Origin of the sequence: Streptomyces sp. MRC013 (assembly GCF_023614235.1) — a bacterium.
Classification (GTDB): domain Bacteria; phylum Actinomycetota; class Actinomycetes; order Streptomycetales; family Streptomycetaceae; genus Streptomyces.
This window is the reverse complement of the sequence record NZ_CP094264.1, coordinates 1,565,740-1,589,186: the sequence shown is the minus strand read 5'-3', so window position 1 is coordinate 1,589,186 and position 23,447 is coordinate 1,565,740. Positions and strand designations below refer to the sequence as shown.

Annotated in this window: 14 protein-coding genes and 1 pseudogene; all 15 read left to right on the top strand. The window is 73.3% G+C overall.

Features of this window, described 5'->3' with window-relative positions; genetic code table 11:
* Positions 1-39 precede the first annotated feature (39 nt).
* On the top strand, positions 40-219 hold the full coding sequence (locus LUW75_RS06990) for an SPOR domain-containing protein (protein ID WP_250334847.1): 180 nt from the start codon (positions 40-42) through the stop codon (positions 217-219).
* A gap of 26 nt (positions 220-245) precedes the next feature.
* Positions 246-659 carry a (deoxy)nucleoside triphosphate pyrophosphohydrolase gene (locus LUW75_RS06985; RefSeq protein WP_250334846.1) on the top strand — a complete coding sequence of 138 codons (414 nt, stop codon included), beginning with the start codon at positions 246-248 and terminating at the stop codon, positions 657-659.
* 508 nt (positions 660-1,167) lie between these two features.
* Positions 1,168-3,708, top strand: coding sequence for a SpoIIE family protein phosphatase (locus LUW75_RS06980; RefSeq protein ID WP_250334845.1), 2,541 nt, complete (start codon positions 1,168-1,170; stop codon positions 3,706-3,708).
* A 1,413-nt stretch (positions 3,709-5,121) separates the two neighbouring features.
* Positions 5,122-7,425 (top strand): ABC transporter substrate-binding protein, encoded by a 2,304-nt coding sequence (locus LUW75_RS06975; protein ID WP_250334844.1) that lies wholly within the window; start codon positions 5,122-5,124, stop codon positions 7,423-7,425.
* Between the two features lie 193 nt (positions 7,426-7,618).
* Entirely contained in the window at positions 7,619-9,526 is a 1,908-nt protein-coding gene (typA, locus tag LUW75_RS06970) for a translational GTPase TypA (RefSeq protein ID WP_250334843.1), read from the top strand.
* Positions 9,527-10,567: 1,041 nt separating this feature from the next.
* Positions 10,568-12,184 (top strand): peptide ABC transporter substrate-binding protein, encoded by a 1,617-nt coding sequence (locus LUW75_RS06965; RefSeq protein WP_250334842.1) that lies wholly within the window; start codon positions 10,568-10,570, stop codon positions 12,182-12,184.
* 136 nt (positions 12,185-12,320) lie between these two features.
* Complete coding sequence (locus tag LUW75_RS06960; RefSeq protein WP_250334841.1) at positions 12,321-13,250, top strand: ABC transporter permease; 930 nt, start codon at positions 12,321-12,323, stop codon at positions 13,248-13,250.
* Complete coding sequence (locus LUW75_RS06955) at positions 13,243-14,229, top strand: ABC transporter permease (RefSeq protein ID WP_250334840.1); 987 nt, start codon at positions 13,243-13,245, stop codon at positions 14,227-14,229. Before LUW75_RS06960 ends, LUW75_RS06955 begins: the two co-directional genes overlap by 8 nt.
* A gap of 11 nt (positions 14,230-14,240) precedes the next feature.
* Positions 14,241-15,299, top strand: coding sequence for an ABC transporter ATP-binding protein (locus LUW75_RS06950; RefSeq protein WP_250334839.1), 1,059 nt, complete (start codon positions 14,241-14,243; stop codon positions 15,297-15,299).
* Positions 15,292-16,374 (top strand): ABC transporter ATP-binding protein, encoded by a 1,083-nt coding sequence (locus LUW75_RS06945; protein WP_250334838.1) that lies wholly within the window; start codon positions 15,292-15,294, stop codon positions 16,372-16,374. The genes LUW75_RS06950 and LUW75_RS06945 overlap by 8 nt, the downstream gene beginning before the upstream one ends.
* Positions 16,375-16,589: 215 nt before the next feature.
* Positions 16,590-18,209: a peptide ABC transporter substrate-binding protein gene (locus LUW75_RS06940; protein WP_250334837.1), complete on the top strand. Its 1,620-nt coding sequence runs from the start codon at positions 16,590-16,592 to the stop codon at positions 18,207-18,209.
* 31 nt (positions 18,210-18,240) lie between these two features.
* Positions 18,241-19,164, top strand: a complete 924-nt coding sequence (locus LUW75_RS06935; protein WP_250334836.1) for an ABC transporter permease — start codon at positions 18,241-18,243, stop codon at positions 19,162-19,164.
* Positions 19,157-20,182, top strand: a complete 1,026-nt coding sequence (locus LUW75_RS06930) for an ABC transporter permease (protein WP_250334835.1) — start codon at positions 19,157-19,159, stop codon at positions 20,180-20,182. The genes LUW75_RS06935 and LUW75_RS06930 overlap by 8 nt, the downstream gene beginning before the upstream one ends.
* A gap of 12 nt (positions 20,183-20,194) precedes the next feature.
* Positions 20,195-21,189 (top strand): annotated as a pseudogene (locus tag LUW75_RS06925) (ABC transporter ATP-binding protein).
* Positions 21,176-22,276 (top strand): ABC transporter ATP-binding protein, encoded by a 1,101-nt coding sequence (locus tag LUW75_RS06920; protein WP_250334834.1) that lies wholly within the window; start codon positions 21,176-21,178, stop codon positions 22,274-22,276. Before LUW75_RS06925 ends, LUW75_RS06920 begins: the two are co-directional and overlap by 14 nt.
* The last annotated feature ends 1,171 nt before the right edge of the window (positions 22,277-23,447 follow it).

Genomic DNA, 23,447 nt, shown 5'->3' with positions numbered 1-23,447 from the left:
ATCCTTCGACGCAGGCGACCGGGCGGGGGGATCGGCGTAATGCCCGACAGCGGTACGGCTCTTCTCTGGCAGGTCATCCGCCAGGACGGCAACGGCAACAACTACCGGGTCGGCCGGTACGCGACGCGCGACGAGGCGCAGAAGGTCGTCGACAGCCTCGACTCGCGCGGCCACCGGCAGCTCTACTGGGTGGAGCGCATCGGGGAGCCGGCGCACTGACCGCCGCCGGGGATAGGCTCCGGCGCATGACGGATCGTGTGGTGGTCGCCGGGGCCGTGTACGACCGTGGGCGGCTGCTCGCCGCGCGCCGCAGCGCGCCGCCCGAGCTGGCCGGCCGCTGGGAGCTGCCCGGCGGCAAGGTGGAGCCGGGCGAGGGCCCGCGTGAGGCCCTCGTGCGCGAACTCCGCGAGGAACTGGGCATCGAGGTGGAACCGGGGGAGCGCGTTCCGGGCGCCTGGCCGCTCGGACGCGGCTACGTGCTGCACGTGTGGACGGCCCGCGTGCTCTCGGGCGAGCCGCGGCCCCTCCAGGACCACGACGGACTGCGCTGGCTGACCCGCGCGGAATGGGACACCGTCGACTGGCTGGAGCAGGACGTCCCCGCGGTCGTCGAGGCCCTTCGTCGCCTTCCCCCGGACGACGGCCCCCCGCATCCCTGACCGCGTCGCGCGGGCCGCCCGCCGGCACGCCGCCCGGGACGCCCGGCGCGCGCTCACCGCCCTCGCGCGCTCACCACCCCCGTACACCGCGCTCCCGTCGCCCCGCCCTCGATGCGCTGTGCGCTCCCGTCACCCGCCCTCGTGCGCCGTGCGCTCCTCCCGCCGCACCCCGCGCCGTGCGCGCTCCCTCCCCGTGCCGTGCGCTCCCCCTCCTACCCCCAGGCTTCCGCCCCCGCCGTCCCGAAGCCCCGATCCCGTTCCGGATCCGTACCCCGGGCCGCCCCGGGCAGGGTAGGAACCGGGGTACGGAAACAGCCGAACCGGCGGGAGCGTGTGGTTCGAGCCCTCCCCGCCGGGTTAGAAGAGGTAAGGGACAACGATCACCGCGGGCTCGGCTCAAAACGAACGAGACCACCCTGTGATCGCGAACGGCGTGCCGACGGGGGCCGTGGTGCTGAATACTGCGGGCAGGGCCGGTCCGGTGCGGTGAGCTGGAGGGGACGGTCGCGTGAGCGAGATATCCGGGACGACGGACGGCGTCGTGTGGCAGAGCAGCCCGCCTGGCTCGATCTACGACTACGTCGGAGTGGCGTCGTTCTCCATCGGCCCCGACGGACTCGTCGACCAGTGGAGCCGGCGTGCCGCGGAGATGTTCGGCATCCCCGCCGACGAGGTCGGGGGCATGGACCCCGTCGAGGTGCTCATGCCCGCCGAGTCGCGGTCGCAGGGCCGCCGCAAGATCGCCGAGATCCTCGACGGCAAGGAGTGGACGGGCCTCGTCCCCTTCCGCGTCCCCGGCGAGCGGTACGCGCGCCACGTGGCCGAGGTGTACGTCATGCCGAGCGAGAACGAGTACGGCGAACGCGGCGCCGTCTGCATCGCCGTGGACGTACGCGCCCTACACCGGATCGAGACCGACCTGGCCTCCTCCCAGGCGATATTCGGTCAATCCCCCTTCGGCTTCCTGCTCTTCGGCACGGACCTGAGGGTCCAACGCGCCAACCAGCGCTTCGCCACCGTCTTCGGGGGCACCGCCGAGGACCACCGCGGCCGCACCGTCCGCGACTACCTCTCCCGCCCCGAGGCCGACCGGATGACCGCCGCGCTCCGCCGCGTCCTGGAGACCGGCGAGGCCGTCACCGACCTGGAGGTCACCGGCACCGTTCCCGGCTCCACCGACCGCCGCCACTGGTCCGTCAACCTCTACCGGGTGCACAGCGGATCCGGCCGCCCCATCGGCGTCGCCGGTCTCACCACCGACGTGACCCGCCGCCACAACGTCGCCCGCGAGGCCGCCAGCGCCCGCCGCAACCTCGCCCTCCTCAACGAGGCGACCGCCCGCATCGGCACCTCCCTCGACCTGGAGACCACCGCCCGCGAACTCCTCGACGTCGCCGTGCCCGGCTTCTGCGACCTCGCCGCCGTCGACCTCTACCAGGGCCTCCTCACCGGCGACGAGGCCCCGCCCGGCCGGACCGGGGGGCGCACCGCCCAGCTCCGCCGCGTCGCCTTCGCCAGCGCCGTCTCCGACGCGCCGCCCCTCGTCGTCCCGCCCGCCGGTCCCGACTGCTGCGAGGCCGAGCCGCCCCTGGTCGGCTCCGTCCACCGCTTCCCGTTCACCTCGCCCTGCGCGAACGCCCTGAGCACCGGCCGTCCCGTCCTCGTCCCCACCGACGACGGCGGCCTCGTCCACTCGACCCTCGCCGTGCCGATGGTCGCCCACGACACCGTCGTCGGGCTCGTCCAGTTCTCCCGTACGAAGGGCAGCGAACCGTTCGGCGAACGCGACCGGGCCCTCGCCGTCGAACTCGCCGCCCGCGCCGCCGTCTGCATCGACAACGCCCGCCTCTACCGCCGCGAGCACGAGCGCGCCCTGATCCTCCAGCGCAGCCTCCTGCCGCCCGGCGACCCGGAGGCCGCCGGGCTGGACATCGCCTGCCGCTACCTCCCCGGCAACGACGCCACCGAGGTCGGCGGCGACTGGTTCGACGTCATCGACCTGCCCGGCCACCGCACCGCCCTCGTCGTCGGCGACGTCATGGGCCGGGGCCTGCGCGCCGCCGTCGCCATGGGCGAACTCCGCACCGCCGTGCGGACCCTGGCGCAGCTCGACCTCGAACCGGCCGAGGTCCTCTCCCACCTGGACGAGATCGCCCGCGGCCTCGGCGCGCCCATCGGCACCCAGTCCTCGCGCGCGGCCCACCGGCCGCGCGGCCCCGAGCGGTCCGAGGTGTACCTCGCGACCTGCGTGTACGCCGTGTACGACGCCGTCACCCGGCACTGCACGTTCGCCAACGCCGGGCACCTGCCGCCCGTGCTGGTCGCGCCCGGCGAGGAGGCGCGGCTGCTCGACGTACCGCCGGGGATGCCGCTCGGCGTCGGCGGGGAGCCGTTCGAGGAGGTCGAGGTCGAGCTGCCCGAGGGGGCGCTGCTCTCCCTCTACACCGACGGGCTCGTCGAGTCCCGCGACCACCCTCTGGACGAGGGCCTCCGGGCGCTCCGGGGCGTCCTCACCGGCCCCGAGCGGCCCCTGGAGGACGCCTGCGACCACGTCCTCAACACCCTAGACACCCGGCACGGCCAGGACGACATCGCGCTGCTGATGGCCCGGGTCCGCGGGTTGCCGGCCGAGGCGGTCGGCGACTGGTGCCTGCCGCGCGAGCCCCGGTCCGTGGGACGCGCCCGCGAGCTGGCCCGCGACCAGCTCGCCGCCTGGGGGCTGGAGCCGCTGGTCGACACCGTCGAACTGCTCGTCAGCGAACTCGTCACCAACGCCCTGCGCTACGGGGAGGGGGAGATCCGGCTCCGGCTGCTGCGCGACCGCACACTGGTGTGCGAGGTGTGGGACGCCGGCCTGGTCCAACCCCGGCGCCGCCGCGCCCGCGACACCGACGAGGGCGGCCGCGGGCTCCAGCTCGTCGGGCTGCTCAGCGCCGGCTGGGGCTCGCGCAGGACGCCCCGCGGCAAGACGGTCTGGTTCGAGCTGGCCCTCCCCGACGGGGAGGGATCGGCCGAGCCCACGGTGGACCAGCTGCTGAGCATGTTCTGACGGCGCGGCGCGCGGGGTTCGGTGGCGTACGGGCCGGGCGTGTGGGGCCGGCGGCGTACGGGCCGGCCCGGCCGCCCGGTCGTCGGAGTCCCGCCTCCGAACACCCCGCGCCCCCTGGGGCACGCCTCGTCCTCCGCGAGCGCACCCGGCGGCCCCCGCGAGTTCCACGGCCCACCGGTCCACGGCCCCGATCAGCCCGGCGGCCTGTCCGACGGCCCCCTCGGCGGCCCGCAGGCACGGGGCGGCGGACGACCGCCCCGCGTCCGCTCGTCCGGCTCCGTGCCGCCCGGCACGGGCGTCCCGCCGTGCGGCGTCGTCCGCGTCCGGGCCCGTCGGCGCCGGCCCGCGTACGCGTACCCGGCCGCCGCCAGCACCCCGGCGGCCAGCGCCAACGGGACGGCCAGGCTCGCACCGGGGCCCCCGCCGCCCGGTCCGGGAGCGCTCGGGGAGGAGGCCGCCGGGCCGGGCACGGACCGCCCCGCCAGGCCCGCGCCGTGTTCTTCGACGGTCCCGGCCTCGGCTTCGGCTCCCACCCCGGTCGCGGTCCCGGCCCGAGCCCCGGTCCCGACTCGGTCCCCGGCCCCGGCCCGGGCGCGGGCCCCGCCCCCGGCGCCGGTGCCCGTTTCGGCCTCGCTCCCGGCCCCGCCTCCGGTGCCCGCCTCCGCTCCGGTGCTCGGCGCGGAAGCGGCGGTGCGCGCCCCCTCGTCCGGGCGGTCCCGCGAGGGGCGCTCCGTGACGGCGTCCGCGTGCCGCCGCTCCCACGCCGCCGCGGACGGCCCGCCGCCGGCGCCGGGCGCGCAGCGGCGGGCCGTCGCGCCGGCCCACCGCTGCGGGAGGCGCCCGGAGGGGTCCCGTACGCGCACGGCCGGCGGCGGGGGCCGCCGGCCCCCGTGGAACCGGTCGGGGGCCCGGGCCGCCTCCGGCACGCGTGTCCCCGGCGCGTCCGCCCGGGCGGCGGCCCCCCTGCCGCCCCTGCGGCGGGCCCGGCTCCTCCGCGCGCCCGGCCGGGGCGGCGGGCCCCGCCGGCGGGCACCCCGCCGCCAGCAGCCCGGCGAGGAGGGGCACGAGGACCCGGGGGGGCTCTGCGCGTCACAGGAGCGAGGCTAGGGCGGCGGCCGGACCCCCGCGACCGGAGGCGGGGCCGCGGCGGTGCCCGGCGCCCGCCCCCGCGCCGGCGGGGGTGGCCGCCCCGGCCCCGGCCGGGCGGGCCGGGACGTCGCGGCGGCGCCCGGCGGGCCCGCCCGTCCGGGGGCGCGCCGGCTGCTTCCCCTAAGACCCGTTGGACCGCGCGGGTGGACTTCCGGCCCGCCCCCGCCGTGTCGCCGTCGACCTGCGCGCGTCCTCCCCTTCAGTGGTCGGGCAATAGATGTGATCATCCCTAAATTCGGGAATCCGGACGAAGAGGTACAAGCCATGGCCCAGGTCCGCGTCCGCGCACTCCGGTCCGCCGCGCTCCTCACCAGCGGGGTGCTCGCCGTGTCCGTACTCGCCGGCTGCAGCTCCGGGGACGAGGGCGGCGTCCGGGCCGTCCCCGCGGACGTCGCGGCCGCACCCCGCTCCGAGGTCGCCGACGGCGGCACCCTGCGCTGGGCGGTCGACGCGCTGCCCGCCACCCTCAACACCTTCCAGGCCGACGCCGACGCCGCCACCGCCCGGGTCGCCGGGGCCGTGCTGCCCGCCCTCTTCACCCTCGACGAGCGGGGCCGGCCGCAGCCCAACCCGGACTACCTGGAGTCCGCCGAGGTCATCGAGCGCGAGCCCCGGCAGGTCGTCCGCTACCGGCTCCACCAGCAGGCCGTGTGGAGCGACGGCCGCGAGATCGGCGCCCCCGACTTCGTCGCCCAGTGGCGTGCCCTGCGCGGGCGCGACAGCGCGTACTGGACGGCGCGCAACGCCGGGTACGAGCGCATCGAGAAGATCGAGCGCGGCGCCGACGACCTGGAGGTCCGGGTCACCTTCGGCAAGCCCTACGCCGACTGGAAGTCGCTGTTCACCCCCCTGTACCCGAAGGAGGTCACCGGATCGCCGAACGCCTTCAACGACGGCGCCCGCACCGGCCTGCCGCGCACCGCCGGGCCGTTCCGGCTGAAGGCGGTCGACCGGAAGGCCGGCGCCCTCACCCTCGTCCGCGACCCGCGCTGGTGGGGCCGGCCCGCCAAGCTCGAACGCCTCGTCCTGCGCGCCGTTCCGCGCGACCGCCGCGCCGAGGCGCTCACCGCCGGGACCGTCGACCTCGCCGAGGTGGACGCACCCGTCGCCGCCCGCATCACCCGCGCCGCACCCGGGGACCGGTCGGACGCGAAGGGCGGGCCCATCGCCCGGGGGGCCGGCGCCGAGGCGCCCTCGGCCGCCCTGGGGTCCTGGGCCGCCGCGCACGGCTCCGACCGGGCGAAGGCCGCCGAGGCGCGCGCCGCGCGGCTCCGGGACCGGCGGGCCGCCGCCGCGCGCGAGACCGAGCGGCGGGCCCTGGGCCGCTACGTCGTCCGCAGGACCCTGGAGCCCGCCTACACCCAGCTCGCCCTGAACGGCGAGTCGGGCCCGCTCGCCGACGAGCGGGTGCGCCGGGCGGTCGCCCGCGCCCTGGACCGCCGCGAGCTGGCCGAGGCCGTACTCGCCCCGCTGGGCCTGCCCGCGGAACCGCTCGGCTCCCACCTGGCGCTGGCCGGGCAGGACGCGTACGCCGACAGCAGCGGCGCCCTGGGCGACCAGGACACCGAGGAGGCCCTCGCCCTGCTCGCCGACGCGGGCTGGACGAAGGAGGGCGCCCGCGCGAGCGCCCCGCCGAAGGAGGGCACCGAGGCGGAGGCGTCGGGGACCCCGTCGAAGGGCGCCTCGCCCGCCGCGGCGCCCGGTCGGGCACCGGGCACCGCGGCCGGGGCGAGGACGGTGGACCTCCCGTCCGACGAGGGCCTGTACATCGTCGGCGAGGACAAGCCGGCCGCCGGCCCGCGCGCCTCCGCGCCCCCGGCCGTCCGCGGCGGGACCGCCCCCGGCCGGGCGCACGCCGTCACGGCGGCCCTCACCGGGACGGGAGCCCGGAGAGCCGGGGAGGCCGGCGGGGCCCGGGGCGCCTCCGCCTCCGGGCGTCCCGGGGCCGGACAGGGCGTCCCCGGCGCGTACGCGCCCGTCGGCACCGCCGCCCCGGCCGGCGGGACCGGCTCCGCCGCGGGCCCCCTCGGCAAGGACGGCCGGCCCCTGACCCTCCGCTTCGTCCTGCCCTCCGGACCCGGCTCCGGGACGCTCCGCACCGTCGGCGGCCGGATCGCGGCGATGCTGGACCGCATCGGCGTGCGCACCGAGATCAGCAAGGTCCCCGACGAGGACTTCTTCAAGGACCACATCGCCTCCGGCGACTACGACCTCGCCCTCTACTCCTGGCCCGGAACCGCCTTCCCCGCCACGGACGGCCGGCCGATCCACGCCAAGCCGGAGCCCGCCGCGGACGGCTCGCTGCTGGTGGAGCAGAACTACACGCGCGTGGGCACCGACCACATCGACCAGCTCTTCGAGCGGGCCGCCGCCGAACTGGACGAGAAGGCCGCCCGCGACCTGCTGCGCCGCGCCGACGCCCGGATCTGGGCCGCCGCCGGGTCGATCCCCCTCTTCCAGCGGCCCGAGCTCGTCGCCGTCCGGAGGAACGTGGTCAACGCGGGCGCCTTCGGCTTCGCGACGCCGCGGTACGAGGACATCGGGTTCGCGGCACCGAAGGAGAAGTGAACCCGCGGCGAACGGGCGCGGAAACCACGCGGATCGACCGCCCGCCGGGCCTCCCGGCGGGCACGATCGTGCCCGGGAGGCCGAGTGCGCGGCAGCCCCGTACCATGGACAGAGCCGTGGCGCGTCCGCCCGGCGGGCGTACTGAGGAAAAAGAGACGCCGCACCCACGATCCGAGAGAAGCGCCAGCCACCCATGCCCACGCGCCACGACATCCGTAACGTAGCCATCGTCGCCCACGTCGACCACGGCAAGACGACCATCGTCGACGCCATGCTCAAGCAGGCCGGGGCCTTCGCGGCCCACCAGCTCGACTCCGTCGACGACCGCATGATGGACTCGAACGACCTGGAGCGTGAGAAGGGCATCACGATCCTCGCCAAGAACACGGCGGTGAAGTACCACCCCAAGGACGGCGGGGCCCCGATCACCATCAACATCATCGACACCCCCGGCCACGCCGACTTCGGCGGCGAGGTCGAGCGCGGCCTGTCGATGGTCGACGGCGTCGTGCTCCTCGTGGACGCGTCCGAGGGGCCGCTCCCGCAGACCCGCTTCGTGCTCCGCAAGGCCCTCCAGCAGCGGATGCCGGTCATCCTCTGCATCAACAAGACGGACCGCCCGGACTCCCGGATCGACGAGGTCGTCAACGAGACGTACGACCTCTTCCTGGACCTGGACGCCGACGAGGACCAGATCGAGTTCCCGATCGTCTACGCCTGCGGCCGCGACGGCGTCGCCTCGCTGACCAAGCCGGAGGACGGCACGGTCCCCGCCGACTCCACCAGCCTGGAGCCGTTCTTCTCCACGATCCTGGACCACATCCCCGCGCCCGTCTACGACGAGGACGCCCCGCTCCAGGCCCACGTCACCAACCTCGACGCCGACAACTTCCTCGGCCGCATCGCGCTCCTGCGCGTCCAGCAGGGCGAGTTGAAGAAGGGTCAGACCGTCGCCTGGATGAAGCGCGACGGCTCGGTGCAGAACGTCCGCATCTCCGAGCTGATGATGACGGAGGCGCTGACCCGCAAGCCGGCCGAGAAGGCCGGCCCGGGCGACATCTGCGCCGTCGCCGGCATCCCCGACATCATGATCGGCGAGACGCTGGCCGACCCGGAGAACCCGGTCGCGCTGCCGCTGATCACGGTCGACGAGCCGGCCATCTCCATGACCATCGGCACCAACACCTCGCCGCTGGTCGGCCGGGGCGGCACGGGCAAGGGCGCCGACGCCAAGGCCGCCGTCAAGGACCGCAAGGTCACCGCCCGCCAGGTCAAGGACCGCCTCGACCGCGAGCTCGTCGGCAACGTCTCGCTGCGCGTGCTGGAGACCGAGCGCCCCGACGCCTGGGAGGTGCAGGGCCGCGGCGAGCTGGCGCTGGCCATCCTCGTCGAGACGATGCGCCGGGAGGGGTACGAGCTGACGGTCGGCAAGCCGCAGGTCGTCACCAAGGAGATCGACGGCAAGGTCCACGAGCCGGTCGAGCGCATGACGATCGACGTCCCCGAGGAGCACATGGGCGCCGTCACGCAGCTCATGGGCGTCCGCAAGGGCCGCATGGACAACATGTCGAACCACGGCTCCGGCTGGGTCCGCATGGAGTTCGTCGTCCCGTCGCGCGGCCTCATCGGCTTCCGCACGGAGTTCCTGACGCAGACCCGCGGCACGGGCATCGCCCACTCCATCCACGAGGGCCACGAGCCCTGGTTCGGCACCCTGACGACCCGTAACAACGGCTCGCTCGTCGCCGACCGGGCCGGCGCGGTCACCGCCTTCGCCATGACCAACCTCCAGGAGCGCGGCGTCCTCTTCGTGGAGCCGGGCACCGAGGTGTACGAGGGCATGATCGTCGGTGAGAACTCCCGCTCCGACGACATGGACGTCAACATCACCAAGGAGAAGAAGCTCACCAACATGCGCTCCTCCACGGCCGACGTCGCCGAGTCGATCGTCCCGCCGCGGAAGCTGTCGCTGGAGCAGTCCCTGGAGTTCTGCCGCGACGACGAGTGCGTCGAGGTGACCCCGGAGGCCGTGCGCATCCGCAAGGTCAACCTGGACGCGCGCGAGCGCGCCCGCGCCGCCTCCCGCGCCAAGCACTCCTGACGCGCCCCCGGCGGCCCCCGCGGGCCGTCGCCCGCGGCGAGTCCCCGGAAGGACCCGCCCGGGTCCGGGACCGGGCGGCTCCCGCGGACCGCCGCCCCACCCGTCCGCGCCGACCGGGCCGCGGACGGTCGACGTGAACGCCCGGCCGGGGCCTTCCCGGCCGGGCGTTCCGCATGTGCGGCCGCCCGGCGCCCGGGTGCCGGACCGGCGAGCGGTCCGGGCCGCCGCCCTCGGGCCGCCGCGTTGGGACCTCCCCCGTCCCGGCCGCCGCCCTCGGGCCGCGGTTCCCCGACCGTGCCCCGCCGCGGCCGCCCCGGGCCGTTCCCGTCCGATCGCCCCCACCCGGCCGCTTCCGGACCGCCCCTCCCCGGCCGCCCCGCCCCGGGCCGGCCGGGGAACCCGACGGGGACGGCCGGCCGGAGGGGCGGGCGCTGCGGCCCGGACCGCGATCGCGGCCGGTACCGCGCGCCGTCGCCGCCCCCTCCCACCGTGCGGGAATGGCGGAAAGTCGACCGGACCGGCGGTCCCCGGCGACTTCGGGGCCGCATCCCCTCCGGATTCCGTGCGGCGCCGGGCCTCCCGAGCCGGGCCCCCGAGCCGGGCGGAGCCGGCCCCCGAGCCGGGCGGCCCCGGGCCCCCCGAGCCGGGTGCCGCGCGGGTCACGCGAGCGGCGGCGCCCCGGCAGGCGGGAGGGTCCTCCGTCAACTCGTTTACCTCGACCAAGTGTCCGCATATCGATCACTGCTCACCGGAACACGGGTTAACAGTCCGTTTCGAGGGTGTCTGTCTATGATCGGTTTGTCCGGATTTTGGCTAACGGGGCATGACTGATGTTGTCAAAACGAGACCCTGTAAGTGTGGTTTACGGACCCCTCGTACTTAATAGTTGGCTCCATTGAGCTCGGGTCAACGGGTCACGCGCTGTGGGGAGCGCGCCGACTCACGAGCACACACAGGGGTGCCGCGCGAACGCCGTCAGGGGTGTCGGCGATCTGCGCATATCCCCCACTTCAGTGACAAGTGACTCATGAGGAGGAACCCATGCGCGGTGTCAAGAGCGCCAAGTGGGTGGCGGGCGCGATCGCCGTTGCCATGGCTGCCACGGCCTGTGGCGGAAGCAAGGGCGACGAGGGCAAGGGCAGCGGCAGCGGCAAGCCCGCCGGCTACGTGTCCATCGACGTCGGCGAGCCGCAGAAGCCCCTGATCCCGGCTGACACGAACGAGACCAACGGCTCGTACGTCATCCAGTCGCTCTTCACGCAGCTCCTCGACTTCGACGCCAAGGGCGAGATCGTCTACACGAACGCCGAGTCCGTCGAGACCAAGGACTCCAAGGTGTGGACCGTCAAGCTCAAGAAGGGCTGGAAGTTCCACAACGGCGAGGCCGTGACCTCCCAGTCGTACATCGACGCCTGGAACTGGTACGCCAACGTCAAGAACGCCCAGCAGAACTCCTTCTGGTTCTCCGACATCCAGGGCTACGACGACGTCCACCCGGAGAAGGGCGAGCCGAAGGCCGACAAGATGTCGGGCCTGAAGGCGATCGACGACACCACCTTCACCATCACGCTGAAGACGAAGGTCCCCTACTTCAACTACAAGCTGGGCTACGCGACCTGGGCCCCGCTGCCGAAGGTCTTCTTCGACGACCCGAAGGCGTTCGGCAAGAAGCCGGTCGGCAACGGCCCCTACCAGTTCGAGCGCTGGGACCACAAGAAGCTCATCCAGGTCAAGGCGTTCGACGGCTACCAGGGCCCGAACAAGGCCGCCAACAAGGGCATCCAGTTCAAGAACTACGCGACCGTCGAGGCCGCGTACCGCGACGTCGTCTCCGGCAACCTGGACATCATCCGCCAGGTCGGCCCGACGGACCTGCCGAAGTACAAGCAGGACCTGGGCGAGGGCGCCATCGAGCAGGACTACGCGGCCGTCCAGTCGCTCGTCCCGGCGTTCTACAGCAAGCCGTTCAAGGGCGTCGACCCCAAGGTCATCCAGGGCCTGTCGATGGCGATCGACCGGGACACGATCACCAAGACCGTCCTGAACAACACCCGCACCCCGGCGACCAGCTTCACGCCGCCGCAGGTCAAGGGCAACCAGAAGCTGGGCACGGACGTCTTCACGTACAACCCCGCCAAGGCGAAGAAGCTCGTCACCGAGGGCGGCGGCGTCCCCGGCAACAAGGTCTTCATCCAGTACAACAGCGACGGCGGCCACAAGGAGTGGGTGACCGCGGTCTGCGAGTCCATCCGCAACGCCACCGGCGTGGACTGCGTCGGCGACCCGAAGCCGGACTTCCCCACGGACCTCGAGGCCCGTGACAACAACCAGGTCAAGGGCATGTACCGCGGTGGCTGGGTGGCCGACTACCCGGTCAACGTGAACTTCCTCAAGGAGCTCTACCACACCAAGGCCGAGTCCAACAACGGTCGCTTCTCCGACAAGGAGATCGACGGGCTGATGGCGAAGGGCGACAACGCGAACTCCCTGGAGGAGGCCGTGAAGGCCTACCAGGAGGTCGAGAAGAAGCTCGTCGAGAAGATGCCGGCGATCCCGCTGTGGAACTACCGCATCAACGGCGGCCACGGCAAGGGCGTCGACAACGTCAGCGTCGACTTCCACGGCGACCTCGAGCTGACGCAGGTCACCGTCAAGTAAAAGCGCCCACGGGCCACCTCACTCGGCCGTCAACCGCCGCCGTCGGAGCTCCGACGGCGGCGGTGGTCCGACGGCAGCCGCTCCCTCATGCCCGCGGCTGCCGCCGGACCGCAGTCAACCCCACACGGAGGCACCAATGGGGCGCTATGTCGCACGACGACTGCTCCAGATGATCCCGGTGTTCATCGGGTCAACCTTTCTGATCTTCAGCATGATGTTCGCCCTGCCCGGCGACCCCGTCAGAGCGCTCGCGGGAGAGCAGAACTACGACCCGGCGGTCATCGAGTCCATCCGCAAGCAACTCGGACTCGACCAGCCGCTGCTGATCCAGTACTGGAACTACCTGACCAACCTGGTCCAGGGCGACTTCGGCGTCCAGATCGCCAGCCAGCGCCCCATCGCGGACATCATCGCCGAGGCGTTCCCGGTCACGATCCGCCTCACGCTGTTCGCCTTCGCCTTCACGGTGCTGGTGGGCATCGGCCTCGGCGTCGTCGCGGGCCTCAAGCCCAACTCGATGCGGGACAAGAGCCTGCTGACGCTGACCCTGGTGCTGATCTCCATGCCCTCCTTCGTGCTGGGCTACCTGATGCAGTTCGTCTTCGCCTTCCAGCTCGGCCTGGTGACCCCGACCGTTCAGGACTCCGAGAGCTTCGGGGACCTCTTCCTGCCGGCCATCGTGCTCGGCTCCCTCTCCCTGGCGTACGTGGCCCGGCTCACCCGTACGTCGATGGCGGAGAACCTGCGCGCCGACTACATGCGCACCGCGGTCGCCAAGGGCCTGCCGCGCCGCCGCATCATCGGCGTCCACCTGCTCCGCAACTCGCTCGTGCCGGTGGTCACCTTCCTCGGCACCGACATCGGCACCCTGATGACCGGCGCCATCGTCACCGAGGGCATCTTCAACGTGAAGGGCGTCGGCTACACCATCTTCGACGCGCTCATCCGCCGCGAGGGCGCCACCGTCGTCGGCATCGCGTCGCTGATCGTCCTCGTCTACCTGCTCATGAGCCTGCTCGTCGACCTGCTGTACGCGGTCCTGGACCCGAGGATCCGGTATGCCTGAGACAACCGCCGAGAACACCGCAGAGAACAGCGGGACCCTCCGGAAGGCCGACGCCGAGCCGATCACCCCGCCCTCGGCCTCCGACATCGTCGCCGAGACCGGGCCGGCCCCGGGCAAGCCGCGCAGCCTCTGGTCCGACGCCTGGCACGACCTGCGCCGCCAGCCGATGTTCCTGATATCGGCGGCGCTCATCACGCTGCTGCTGGTGATCGCGTTCTTCCCGTCGCTGTTCACCAGCGCCTCGCCGCGCGACGCCGACCTGGCCAAGCACTACCTCCAGCCGCCGAACTGGGGCCACTTCTTCCAGCCGGACTGGCTCGGCTACGACGGCCAGGGCCGCTCCATCTACGCCCGCGTGCTCTACGGCGCCCGCGCGTCGATCCTCGTCGGCGTCGGCGTCACCACCCTGGTCACGATCCTCGGCACGCTGGTCGGCATGCTCGCCGGCTACTTCGGCGGGTGGGTCGACAGCCTGCTCTCCCGCATCACGGACATCTTCTTCGGCGTCCCGTTCCTGCTCGGCGCGATGGTCGTGCTCAGCAGCTTCGAGAAGCGCGAGGTCTACGTGGTGATCTTCGCCCTGGCGTTCCTCGGCTGGACCCAGATCGCCCGGGTCTCCCGGGGCGCGGTCATCACCATCAAGCAGGCCGACTACGTCGTCGCCGCCAAGGCGCTGGGCGCCTCCACCAGCCGCATCCTGATCCGGCACATCCTGCCCAACGCCCTCGCCCCGATCATCGTCGTCGCCACCATCGCGCTCGGCGGGTACATCGCGGCCGAGGCGACGCTCTCCTTCCTGGGCGTCGGCCTGGCGGAGCCGACCGTCTCCTGGGGCGTGGACGTGTCCAGCGGCCGTGAGCAGCTGCGCAACGCCTCCTACGTGCTGATCATCCCCTCCGTGATGGTCTCCATCACCGTCCTCTCGTTCCTCATGTTCGGCGATGCGGTACGCAACGCCCTCGACCCCAAGCTGCGCTGAGGGAGGCGTACGTGATCACCACTGAAAAGACCGGGGGCGTCCCCGCGCCGCGCGGTGCCGCGGACGACGTCCGGCCGCTGCTCGAAGTGCGCGACCTCCACGTGGAGTTCCACACCCGGGACGGCGTCGCCAAGGCCGTCAACGGAGTGAACTACTCGGTCAGCTCCGGCGAGACCCTCGCCGTGCTGGGCGAGTCGGGCTCCGGCAAGTCCGTGACGGCCCAGGCCATCATGGGCATCCTCGACATGCCTCCGGGCCGCATCCCCAAGGGCGAGATCCTCTTCCACGGCCAGGACATGCTCAAGATGTCCGCCGAGGAGCGCCGCCGCATCCGCGGGCGCAAGATCGCGATGATCTTCCAGGACGCGCTGTCGTCGCTGAACCCGGTGCTCTCCGTGGGCTACCAGCTCAGCGAGATGTTCCGCGTCCACCTCGGCCTGTCCAAGAAGGACGCCAAGGCCAAGGCCATCGAGCTGATGGACCGGGTGAAGATCCCGGCCGCCAAGGCCCGGGTGAACGACTACCCGCACCAGTTCTCCGGCGGCATGCGCCAGCGCATCATGATCGCCATGGCGCTCTCCCTGGAGCCGGACCTGATCATCGCCGACGAGCCGACGACCGCTCTCGACGTGACGGTCCAGGCCCAGGTCATGGAGCTGCTCGCGGAGCTCCAGCGCGAGTACAACATGGGTCTCATCCTCATCACCCACGACCTCGGCGTCGTCGCCGACGTCGCCGACAAGATCGCGGTGATGTACGCGGGCCGCATCGTCGAGACGGCCCCCGTCCACGAGCTCTACAAGCGCCCCGCCCACCCGTACACGCGCGGCCTGCTGGACTCGATCCCGCGTCTGGACCAGAAGGGCCAGGAGCTCTACGCGATCAAGGGCCTGCCGCCCAACCTGACGCGCATCCCCACCGGCTGCGCGTTCAACCCGCGGTGCCCGAAGGCCCAGGACGTCTGCCGCACCGATCTTCCGCCGCTGCACCAGGTCACCGAGCAGGACGGCACCGAGCTCGTCGGCCGCGGCAGTGCGTGCCACTTCTGGAAGGAGACGATCCATGGCTGACCTCGAGAAGGCGGACATGTCCATGGGCGCCGTTCCCGCCGCCGACCGCGGCGAGCCGATCCTGCGGGTCCGCAACCTGGTCAAGCACTTCCCGCTCACCCAGGGCATCCTGTTCAAGAAGAAGGTCGGCGCGGTCAAGGCCGTCGACGGCATCTCCTTCGACCTCTACCGGGGCGAGACCCTCGGCATCGTCGGCGAGTCCGGCTGCGGCAAGTCCACCGTCGCCAAGCTGCTGATGCTGCTGGAGAGCGCCACCGCCGGCGAGATCTTCTACAAGGGCCAGGACATCACCAAGCTGTCCGGCCGGGCCCTCAAGGCGGTGCGCCGCAACATCCAGATGGTCTTCCAGGACCCGTACACGTCCCTGAACCCCCGGATGACGGTCGGCGACATCATCGGCGAGACCTTCGACATCCACCCGGAGGTGGCGCCCAAGGGCGACCGCCGCCGCAGGGTGCAGGAGCTGCTGGACGTCGTCGGCCTCAACCCGGAGTACATCAACCGGTACCCGCACCAGTTCTCCGGCGGTCAGCGCCAGCGCATCGGCATCGCCCGCGGCCTGGCGCTCAACCCGGAGATCATCATCTGCGACGAGCCGGTCTCCGCCCTCGACGTGTCCGTCCAGGCGCAGGTCGTCAACCTGATGGAGAAGCTGCAGGACGAGTTCGACCTCTCCTACATCTTCATCGCCCACGACCTGTCCGTGGTGCGGCACATCTCCGACCGGGTCGGCGTGATGTACCTCGGGAAGATGGCCGAGATCGGCACGGACACGCAGATCTACGACCACCCCACCCACCCGTACACGCAGGCGCTGCTGTCCGCGGTGCCGGTGCCGGACCCGGAGATGCGCGAGGGCCGGGAGCGGATCATCCTCACCGGCGACGTCCCGTCCCCGGCGAACCCGCCGTCCGGCTGCCGCTTCCGCACCCGCTGCTGGAAGGCGCAGGACAAGTGCGCCCAGGAGGTCCCGCTGCTGGCGGTCCCCGAGCGCTTCAAGGGCTCGGACTCCCCGGCCGCGCACGAGTCGGCGTGCCACTTCGCCGAGGAGAAGGACGTCATCCACGCGGGGTGACCCCTCCCGGTCCCGACGGTGCCCGGCCCACCCCCGCGGTGGGCCGGGCACCGTCGCGTACGGCCGCCGGACGGGCCGCCCCCTCCTCCCGCCGCGCCCGTTCGGGCGGTTTTCCCGGGCGCGCGGACACCGGATGGTCGCCGCCGGAGTGCGGTGCCCCCGCGGCCGCGGTGTATTGGGGCGCAGCAACTGCCGGCGGATGAGGGAGGCACTCCATGCCCGGAACTACGAGGGCCGTGCGGGCCGCCGCCGTCGCCGCCGTCCTCGCGGCCACCGCGACCGCCTGCGGCGGAGGGGGCGGTGGAGGGGGCGACGGCGTCCTGAGCTCGTCCTGGGGGGACCCCCAGAACCCCCTGGAGCCCGCCAACACCAACGAGGTCCAGGGCGGCAAGGTCCTCGACATGGTCTTCCGGGGCCTCAAGCGGTACGACCCGGGGACGGGCGAGGCCCAGGACATGGTCGCCGAGAGGATCGAGACGGCCGACTCCCGGAACTTCACCGTCACCCTCGAGGACGGCTGGACCTTCAGCAACGGCGAGAAGGTCACCGCCCGGTCCTTCGTCGACGCGTGGAACTACGGGGCCCACATCGACAACAAGCAGAACAACGCCCCGTTCTTCTCCGACATCGTCGGCTACGAGGAGGTGCACCCCGAGTCCGGCGCCGCCAGGGCGAAGACCATGCGCGGGCTGGTCGTCAAGGACGAGCGCACCTTCACCGTCGCCCTGAAGGACGAGTTCTCCACCTGGCCGGAGACCCTCGGCTACCAGGCGTTCATGCCGCTGCCGCGGGCGTTCTTCACCGACCACGCCGCCTGGCTGGACAAGCCCGTGGGCAACGGCCCGTACACCGTCGACTCGTACACCAAGGGCAGCGGGATGCGGCTGCGCCGCTGGGACGGCTACCGGGGACCCGACAAGGCCCGGAACGCCGGGGTCGACCTGCGCGTCTACACCGACAACAACACCGCCTACCAGGACCTGATCTCCGGCAACCTCGACCTGGTCGACGACATCCCCGCCCAGCAGCTCAAGAACGTCGGGAACGACCTGGGCGACCGGTACATCAACCAGCCCGCCCTCATCGTCCAGACCCTGGTCTTCCCCTTCTACCGGCCCGAGTGGTCCAAGCCCGGCATGGAGAAGGTCCGCACCGGCATCTCCAAGGCGATCAACCGCGAGCAGATCACCGAGCGGATCTTCCAGAAGACCCGCACCCCCGCCAAGGACTGGACCTCCCCGGCGCTCGGCGGCAAGGGCGGGTACTCCGACGCCTGCGGTGACGCCTGCGCCTACGACCCCGCCGAGGCCAAGCGGCTCATCACCGAGGGCGGCGGCCTCCCCGGCGGCCGGATCACCCTCACGTCGAACGTCGACACCGGCTCCCACCGGCAGTGGATGGACGCCGTCTGCAACAGCGTCAACAACGTCCTCGGCCGCGGCCCCGTCTGCACCGTCAACCCCGTCGGCACCTTCGCGGACTTCCGCAACCAGATCACGGCCGGCCGGATCACCGGGCCCTTCCGCTCCGGCTGGCAGGCCGACTACCCGCTCATCCAGAACTTCCTGGAGCCCCTCTACTCCACCGGCGCCTCCTCCAACTACGGCAAGTTCAGCAACCGGCGCTTCGACGCCCTCGTCGACCGCGCCAACGCCGAGTCCGACCAGGCCGCCGCCGTCAGGCACTTCCAGGACGCCGAGCGGGTCCTCGCCGCCCAGATGCCCGCCATCCCCCTCTGGTACCAGAACGGCAGCGCCGGCTACTCCGAGCGGCTCTCCGACGTGAGGCTCAACCAGTTCAGCGTCCCCGTGTACGACCAGATCAAGGTCGGCTGAGCCGCCGCCCGCACCCCCCGGAGGAGGCCACATGGGGCGCTACGTCATCCGGCGGCTGCTCCAGATGATCCCCGTGTTCATCGGGACCACCCTGCTGATCTTCCTCATGGTGTACGCCCTCGGCGACCCCGTCGCGGCGCTCTTCGGCGACAAGGCGCCCGACCCCGCCACGGCCGCCCGCATCCGCAGGGACCTCCACCTCGACGAGCCGCTGTGGAAGCAGTACCTCCTCTACATGGGGGCGATCTTCCGGGGGGACTTCGGCACCGCCTTCAACGGCCAGCGGGTGACCGAGCTGATGGCCGCCGCCTTCCCGGTGACGCTGCGCCTCACCCTCGTCGCCGTCGCCGTCGAGGTCGTCGTCGGCATCGCCCTCGGCGTGGTCAGCGGCCTCCGGCGCGGCCGCCCGCTCGACACGGGGCTGCTGGTCCTCACCCTCGTCGTCGTCTCCGTCCCCACCTTCGTCTCCGGCTACCTCCTGCAGTTCCTCCTCGGCGTGAAGCGGGGGTGGATCAGCCCGTCCGTCTCCTCCGAGGCCCGCTTCGACGAGCTGCTCCTCCCCGGGGTCGTCCTCGCCCTCGTCTCCCTCGCCTACGTCACGAGGCTCAGCCGCACCTCGATCGCCGAGAACATCCGCGCCGACTACGTCCGCACCGCCGTCGCCAAGGGCCTGCCGCGCCGCCGCGTCATCACCCGGCACCTGCTGCGCAACTCCCTCATCCCGGTCGTCACCTTCATCGGCGCCGACATCGGCGCGCTGATGGGCGGCGCCATCGTCACCGAGCGGATCTTCAACATCCACGGCGTCGGCTACCAGCTGTACCAGGGCATCCTGCGCAACAACTCGCCCACCGTCGTCGGCTTCGTGACGATCCTCGTGATCGTCTTCCTCGTGGCGAACCTGCTCGTCGACCTGCTCTACGCGGTCCTGGACCCGAGGATCCGCTATGCCTGACCCGTACGGGAAGGACCCCCGCGCGGGGAACCCGTACGGGGACCCGCGCGAGGCGGTCGCCCCCACCGGCGCCGGCGGCGCCATGGACCTGGCCATGAGCGAGGCGGAGACCCTGGACGGGCGGGAGACCGGGCCGACCGGCGGGGAGGGCGCCCCGCCCGGCTCCGGCGGCAGGCCCCGCAGCCTGTGGACCGACGCCTGGCACCAGCTGCGCCGCAACCCGGTCTTCGTCGTCTCGTCGCTGCTCATCGCCTTCCTGGTGCTCGTCGCGATCTGGCCGCAGCTCCTCACCGACACCGACCCCCTCCACTGCGACCTCGCCAAGTCCCAGGAGGGCCCCGAGCCGGGCCACCCCTTCGGGTACGACACCCAGGGCTGCGACGTGTACGCCCGCACCGTCCACGGGGCCCGCGCCTCCATCACCGTCGGCGTCGCCGCCACCCTCGGCGCCGCCCTGCTCGGCGGCCTCCTCGGCGGGCTCGCCGGGTTCTTCGGGGGCTGGGGCGACGCCCTGCTCTCCCGCACCGCCGACGTGTTCTTCGGCATCCCCGTCATCCTCGGCGGCCTGGTCTTCCTCTCCGTCGTCACCGGCACCACCGTGTGGCCCGTCGTCGGGTTCATCGTGCTGCTCGGCTGGCCGCAGATCGCCCGCATCGCCCGCGGCTCCGTCATCACCGCCAAGCAGCACGACTACGTCCAGGCTGCCCGCTCCCTCGGCGCCGGCGGCGGGCGGCTCATGCTGCGGCACATCGCCCCGAACGCCGTCGCCCCCGTCATCGTCGTCGCGACGATCGCGCTGGGCACCTACATCGCGCTGGAGGCGACGCTGTCGTTCCTCGGCGTCGGGCTGCGCCCGCCCACGGTCTCCTGGGGCATCGACATCTCCAACGCCGCCCCGCAGATCCGCAACGCCCCCCACATGCTGCTGTGGCCCGCGGGCGCGCTGAGCGTCACCGTCCTCGCGTTCATCATGCTCGGCGACGCCGTCCGCGACGCCCTCGACCCCAAGCTGCGCTGAGGAGCCGCCGCCATGCTGCTCGAAGTACGCGACCTCCACGTCGAGTTCCGCACCCGCGAAGGCACCGCGAGGGCGGTCAACGGCGTCACCTGCTCCGTCGACGGGGGGAGACCCTCGCCGTCCTCGGGGAGTCCGGCTCCGGCAAGTCCGTCACCGCCCAGGCCGTCATGGGCATCCTCGACACGCCGCCCGGCCGGATCACCGCCGGACGGATCCTGTTCCAGGGCCGCGACCTGCTCACCCTCGGGGCGGAGGAGCGGCGCAGGGTGCGCGGCGCGCGGATGGCGATGGTCTTCCAGGACGCCCTGTCGGCCCTCAACCCCGTCCTCACCGTCGGCGACCAGCTCGCCGAGATGTACACCGTCCACCGCGGCATGTCGAAGAAGGACGCCCGCGCCAGGGCCGTCGAGCTGATGGACCGCGTCCGCGTCCCCGCCGCCCGCGAACGCGTCGGCCAGTACCCCCACCAGTTCAGCGGCGGCATGCGCCAGCGCGTCATGATCGCCATGGCGATGGCCCTGGAGCCCGCCCTGATCATCGCGGACGAGCCCACCACCGCCCTCGACGTCACCGTCCAGGCCCAGGTCATGGAGCTCCTGGCCGAGCTGCGGCGGGAGATGGGCATGGGCCTCGTCCTCATCACCCACGACCTCGGCGTCGTCGCCGACGTCGCCGACAGGATCGCGGTGATGTACGCGGGCCGCATCGTCGAGACCGCCCCCGTCCACGACCTGTACCGGGCGCCCGCCCACCCCTACACCCAGGGGCTGCTCGACTCCATCCCCCGCCTCGACCGCAAGGGCCGGGAGCTGTACGCGATCAGGGGCCTGCCGCCCAGCCTCACCGCGATCCCGCCCGGCTGCCCCTTCCACCCGCGCTGCCCCCGCGCCCGCGACGTGTGCCGCACCGACGTCCCCCCGCTGTACGAGGTCTCGGCCGACCGGAGCAGCGCCTGCCACTTCTGGCGGGAGACCCTCCACAAGGAGCCCGTCGATGCGGCGCGCTGAACCGGTCCTGGAGGTACGGGAGCTCGTCAAGCACTACCCGCTCACCCGGGGCGTGCTGTTCAGGAAGCAGGTCGGCGCGGTCAAGGCCGTCGACGGGGTCTCCTTCGACCTGGGCCCCGGCGAGACGCTCGGCATCGTCGGCGAGTCCGGCTGCGGCAAGTCGACGGTCGCCAGGATGCTGGTCGGCCTGGAGCGGCCGACCTCGGGCACCATCCGCTACCGGGGTGAGGACGTCACCCGGCTGTCCGGGCGGGCGCTGAAGGCCGTGCGGCGCGACGTCCAGATGGTGTTCCAGGACCCGTACACGTCCCTGAACCCCCGGATGACGGTCGGCGACATCGTCGGGGAACCGTACGAGATCCACCCGGAGGTCGCGCCGAAGGGCGACCGCCGCCGCAGGGTGCAGGAGCTGCTGGAGGTCGTCGGCCTCAACCCCGAGCACGTCAACCGCTACCCGCACCAGTTCTCCGGCGGTCAGCGCCAGCGCATCGGCATCGCCCGCGGCCTCGCCCTCCGGCCGCGCGTCATCGTCGCCGACGAGCCGGTCTCCGCCCTCGACGTGTCCGTCCAGGCGCAGGTCGTCAACCTGATGGAGCGGCTCCAGGACGAGTTCGGCCTGGCGTACGTCTTCATCGCGCACGACCTGTCGATCGTCCGGCACATCTCCGACCGGGTCGGCGTCATGTACCTCGGCCGGATCGTCGAGACGGGCACCGACACCGAGATCTACGACCACCCCACCCACCCCTACACCCAGGCCCTGCTCTCCGCCGTGCCCGTGCCGGACCCGGAGGCGAGGGAGCACCGCGAGCGCATCCTGCTCGCCGGAGACGTCCCGTCCCCGGCGAACCCGCCGTCCGGCTGCCGCTTCCGCACCCGCTGCTGGAAGGCGCGCGAACGGTGTGCCCTGGAGGTGCCCCTGCTCGCCGTGCCCGCCGCGTTCCGGGACGTCGCGACCCCGGCGCGGCACGACTCGGCGTGCCACTTCGCGGAGGAGGTCCACGTCGTACCGGGCGGGGCGGAGCCCCCGCGGGACCGGGCGGCCCCCGCGCCGCCGCCCGGCGGGGGCGGCCCGCCCGGCGCGTGACGGCCGCGGGGCGCGCGGCGGGCGGTGGGGCGCGTGGCGGTCGCGGGGTGTGCGGTACGCGACGGGCCGCAGGGTGCGCCCGCGCCGCGCGGTGCGCGGTGCGGGCGGGCCACGGGACGCGTGACGGCCGCGGGGTGGGGGCGGCCCCCGGCCGTCGGGGGGCGCCGCACGGGCGTGCCGCCTCCTCCGGCCACCGGCCGCACGGGCGTGCCGCCGCCCGGGAGGCCCGCCCGGCCGCGGGCCGCACCGGGCCGCCGCCCCGGAGGACCCGCCCCGTGCGCCGTTCCCCGGGGCCCGCCCGGCGCGGTGGGCCCCGTACGGCGGTACGACCCGTCGCCGGCACCACCCCGGCGGACGCCGCAGTCCCGCGCGGACGTGCTCCATACCCGCCTGCCCGGCCGGAACATATGGATTTCGCCAATTTACAGATCGTCCGCCGATCCGCCCTTCGGGGCCGGTTCCGGCATCCGGACGCCCCCTACGTCCCGTACGCCCCGAATGTGCAACCCCTCATCCGCGGGCGGATGGTCCCCCACCGGCACCACCCGCCCCCCGCGTCCCTCCACGGCGCGTGCGGGCCGCCCGGCCGGCGTCCCCGCCGGTGTGCTCCCGGGCCGGTTCCGGCCACCGACCGCCCCCCGCCGCCCGGGGCGTCCGCGTCACCCCGAACCCCGAGAGGCCCCCCGCCGCCCGCCCGACGGCGGCCCCGGCCGGCCGCCCGGTCCGGGCGCGGACGGCCGGCGCACCGCCGCGCGACCGGTCCCGCCGCGCACCGCCGGGCCGGCAGGGCGCACCCGTCAACTCGGCCGCGCGGCACGGCGCGTGGCCTACCGCGCCGCGCCGTCCCCGGCTCGCGCCCCCCGGATCGGCGGGCGTTCCCGGGACCCGCCGGGCGGGACCTCGGGGGAGCCGCCCGCGGGCCTCCTCCCCTCCCCGGCCCGGGACCCGGGTCCGGCCCGGCGGGCCCCGCCCCCCCCGGGGAGGTGCGCGGGGAACCGGCCGGGCCGCCGGGCGCCGCGGCGAACTCCCGGATCGCGCCCTGGCGAGGCGCCGCGGGCGGACGCACCGGCAGGGGGCGGGGACACCGCAACGGCGAACCGCGTGACCGAAACTAGCGGCTGTGCGCCCCCCGTGCTGCCGTGCACCGATCGGAGCGCGGAGACGGAAAGTT

Bases quoted from the DNA above. Each gene is read 5' to 3' on its own strand.
- LUW75_RS06920 (WP_250334834.1), top strand. From the start codon at position 21,176: ATGCGGCGCGCTGAACCGGTCCTGGAGGTACGGGAGCTCGTCAAGCAC.
- LUW75_RS06935 (WP_250334836.1), top strand. From the start codon at position 18,241: ATGGGGCGCTACGTCATCCGGCGGCTGCTCCAGATGATCCCCGTGTTC.
- LUW75_RS06960 (WP_250334841.1), top strand. From the start codon at position 12,321: ATGGGGCGCTATGTCGCACGACGACTGCTCCAGATGATCCCGGTGTTC.
- LUW75_RS06965 (WP_250334842.1), top strand. From the start codon at position 10,568: ATGCGCGGTGTCAAGAGCGCCAAGTGGGTGGCGGGCGCGATCGCCGTT.
- LUW75_RS06930 (WP_250334835.1), top strand. From the start codon at position 19,157: ATGCCTGACCCGTACGGGAAGGACCCCCGCGCGGGGAACCCGTACGGG.
- LUW75_RS06955 (WP_250334840.1), top strand. From the start codon at position 13,243: ATGCCTGAGACAACCGCCGAGAACACCGCAGAGAACAGCGGGACCCTC.
- LUW75_RS06975 (WP_250334844.1), top strand. From the start codon at position 5,122: ATGGCCCAGGTCCGCGTCCGCGCACTCCGGTCCGCCGCGCTCCTCACC.
- LUW75_RS06945 (WP_250334838.1), top strand. From the start codon at position 15,292: ATGGCTGACCTCGAGAAGGCGGACATGTCCATGGGCGCCGTTCCCGCC.
- LUW75_RS06990 (WP_250334847.1), top strand. From the start codon at position 40: ATGCCCGACAGCGGTACGGCTCTTCTCTGGCAGGTCATCCGCCAGGAC.
- typA (WP_250334843.1), top strand. From the start codon at position 7,619: ATGCCCACGCGCCACGACATCCGTAACGTAGCCATCGTCGCCCACGTC.
- LUW75_RS06985 (WP_250334846.1), top strand. From the start codon at position 246: ATGACGGATCGTGTGGTGGTCGCCGGGGCCGTGTACGACCGTGGGCGG.
- LUW75_RS06940 (WP_250334837.1), top strand. From the start codon at position 16,590: ATGCCCGGAACTACGAGGGCCGTGCGGGCCGCCGCCGTCGCCGCCGTC.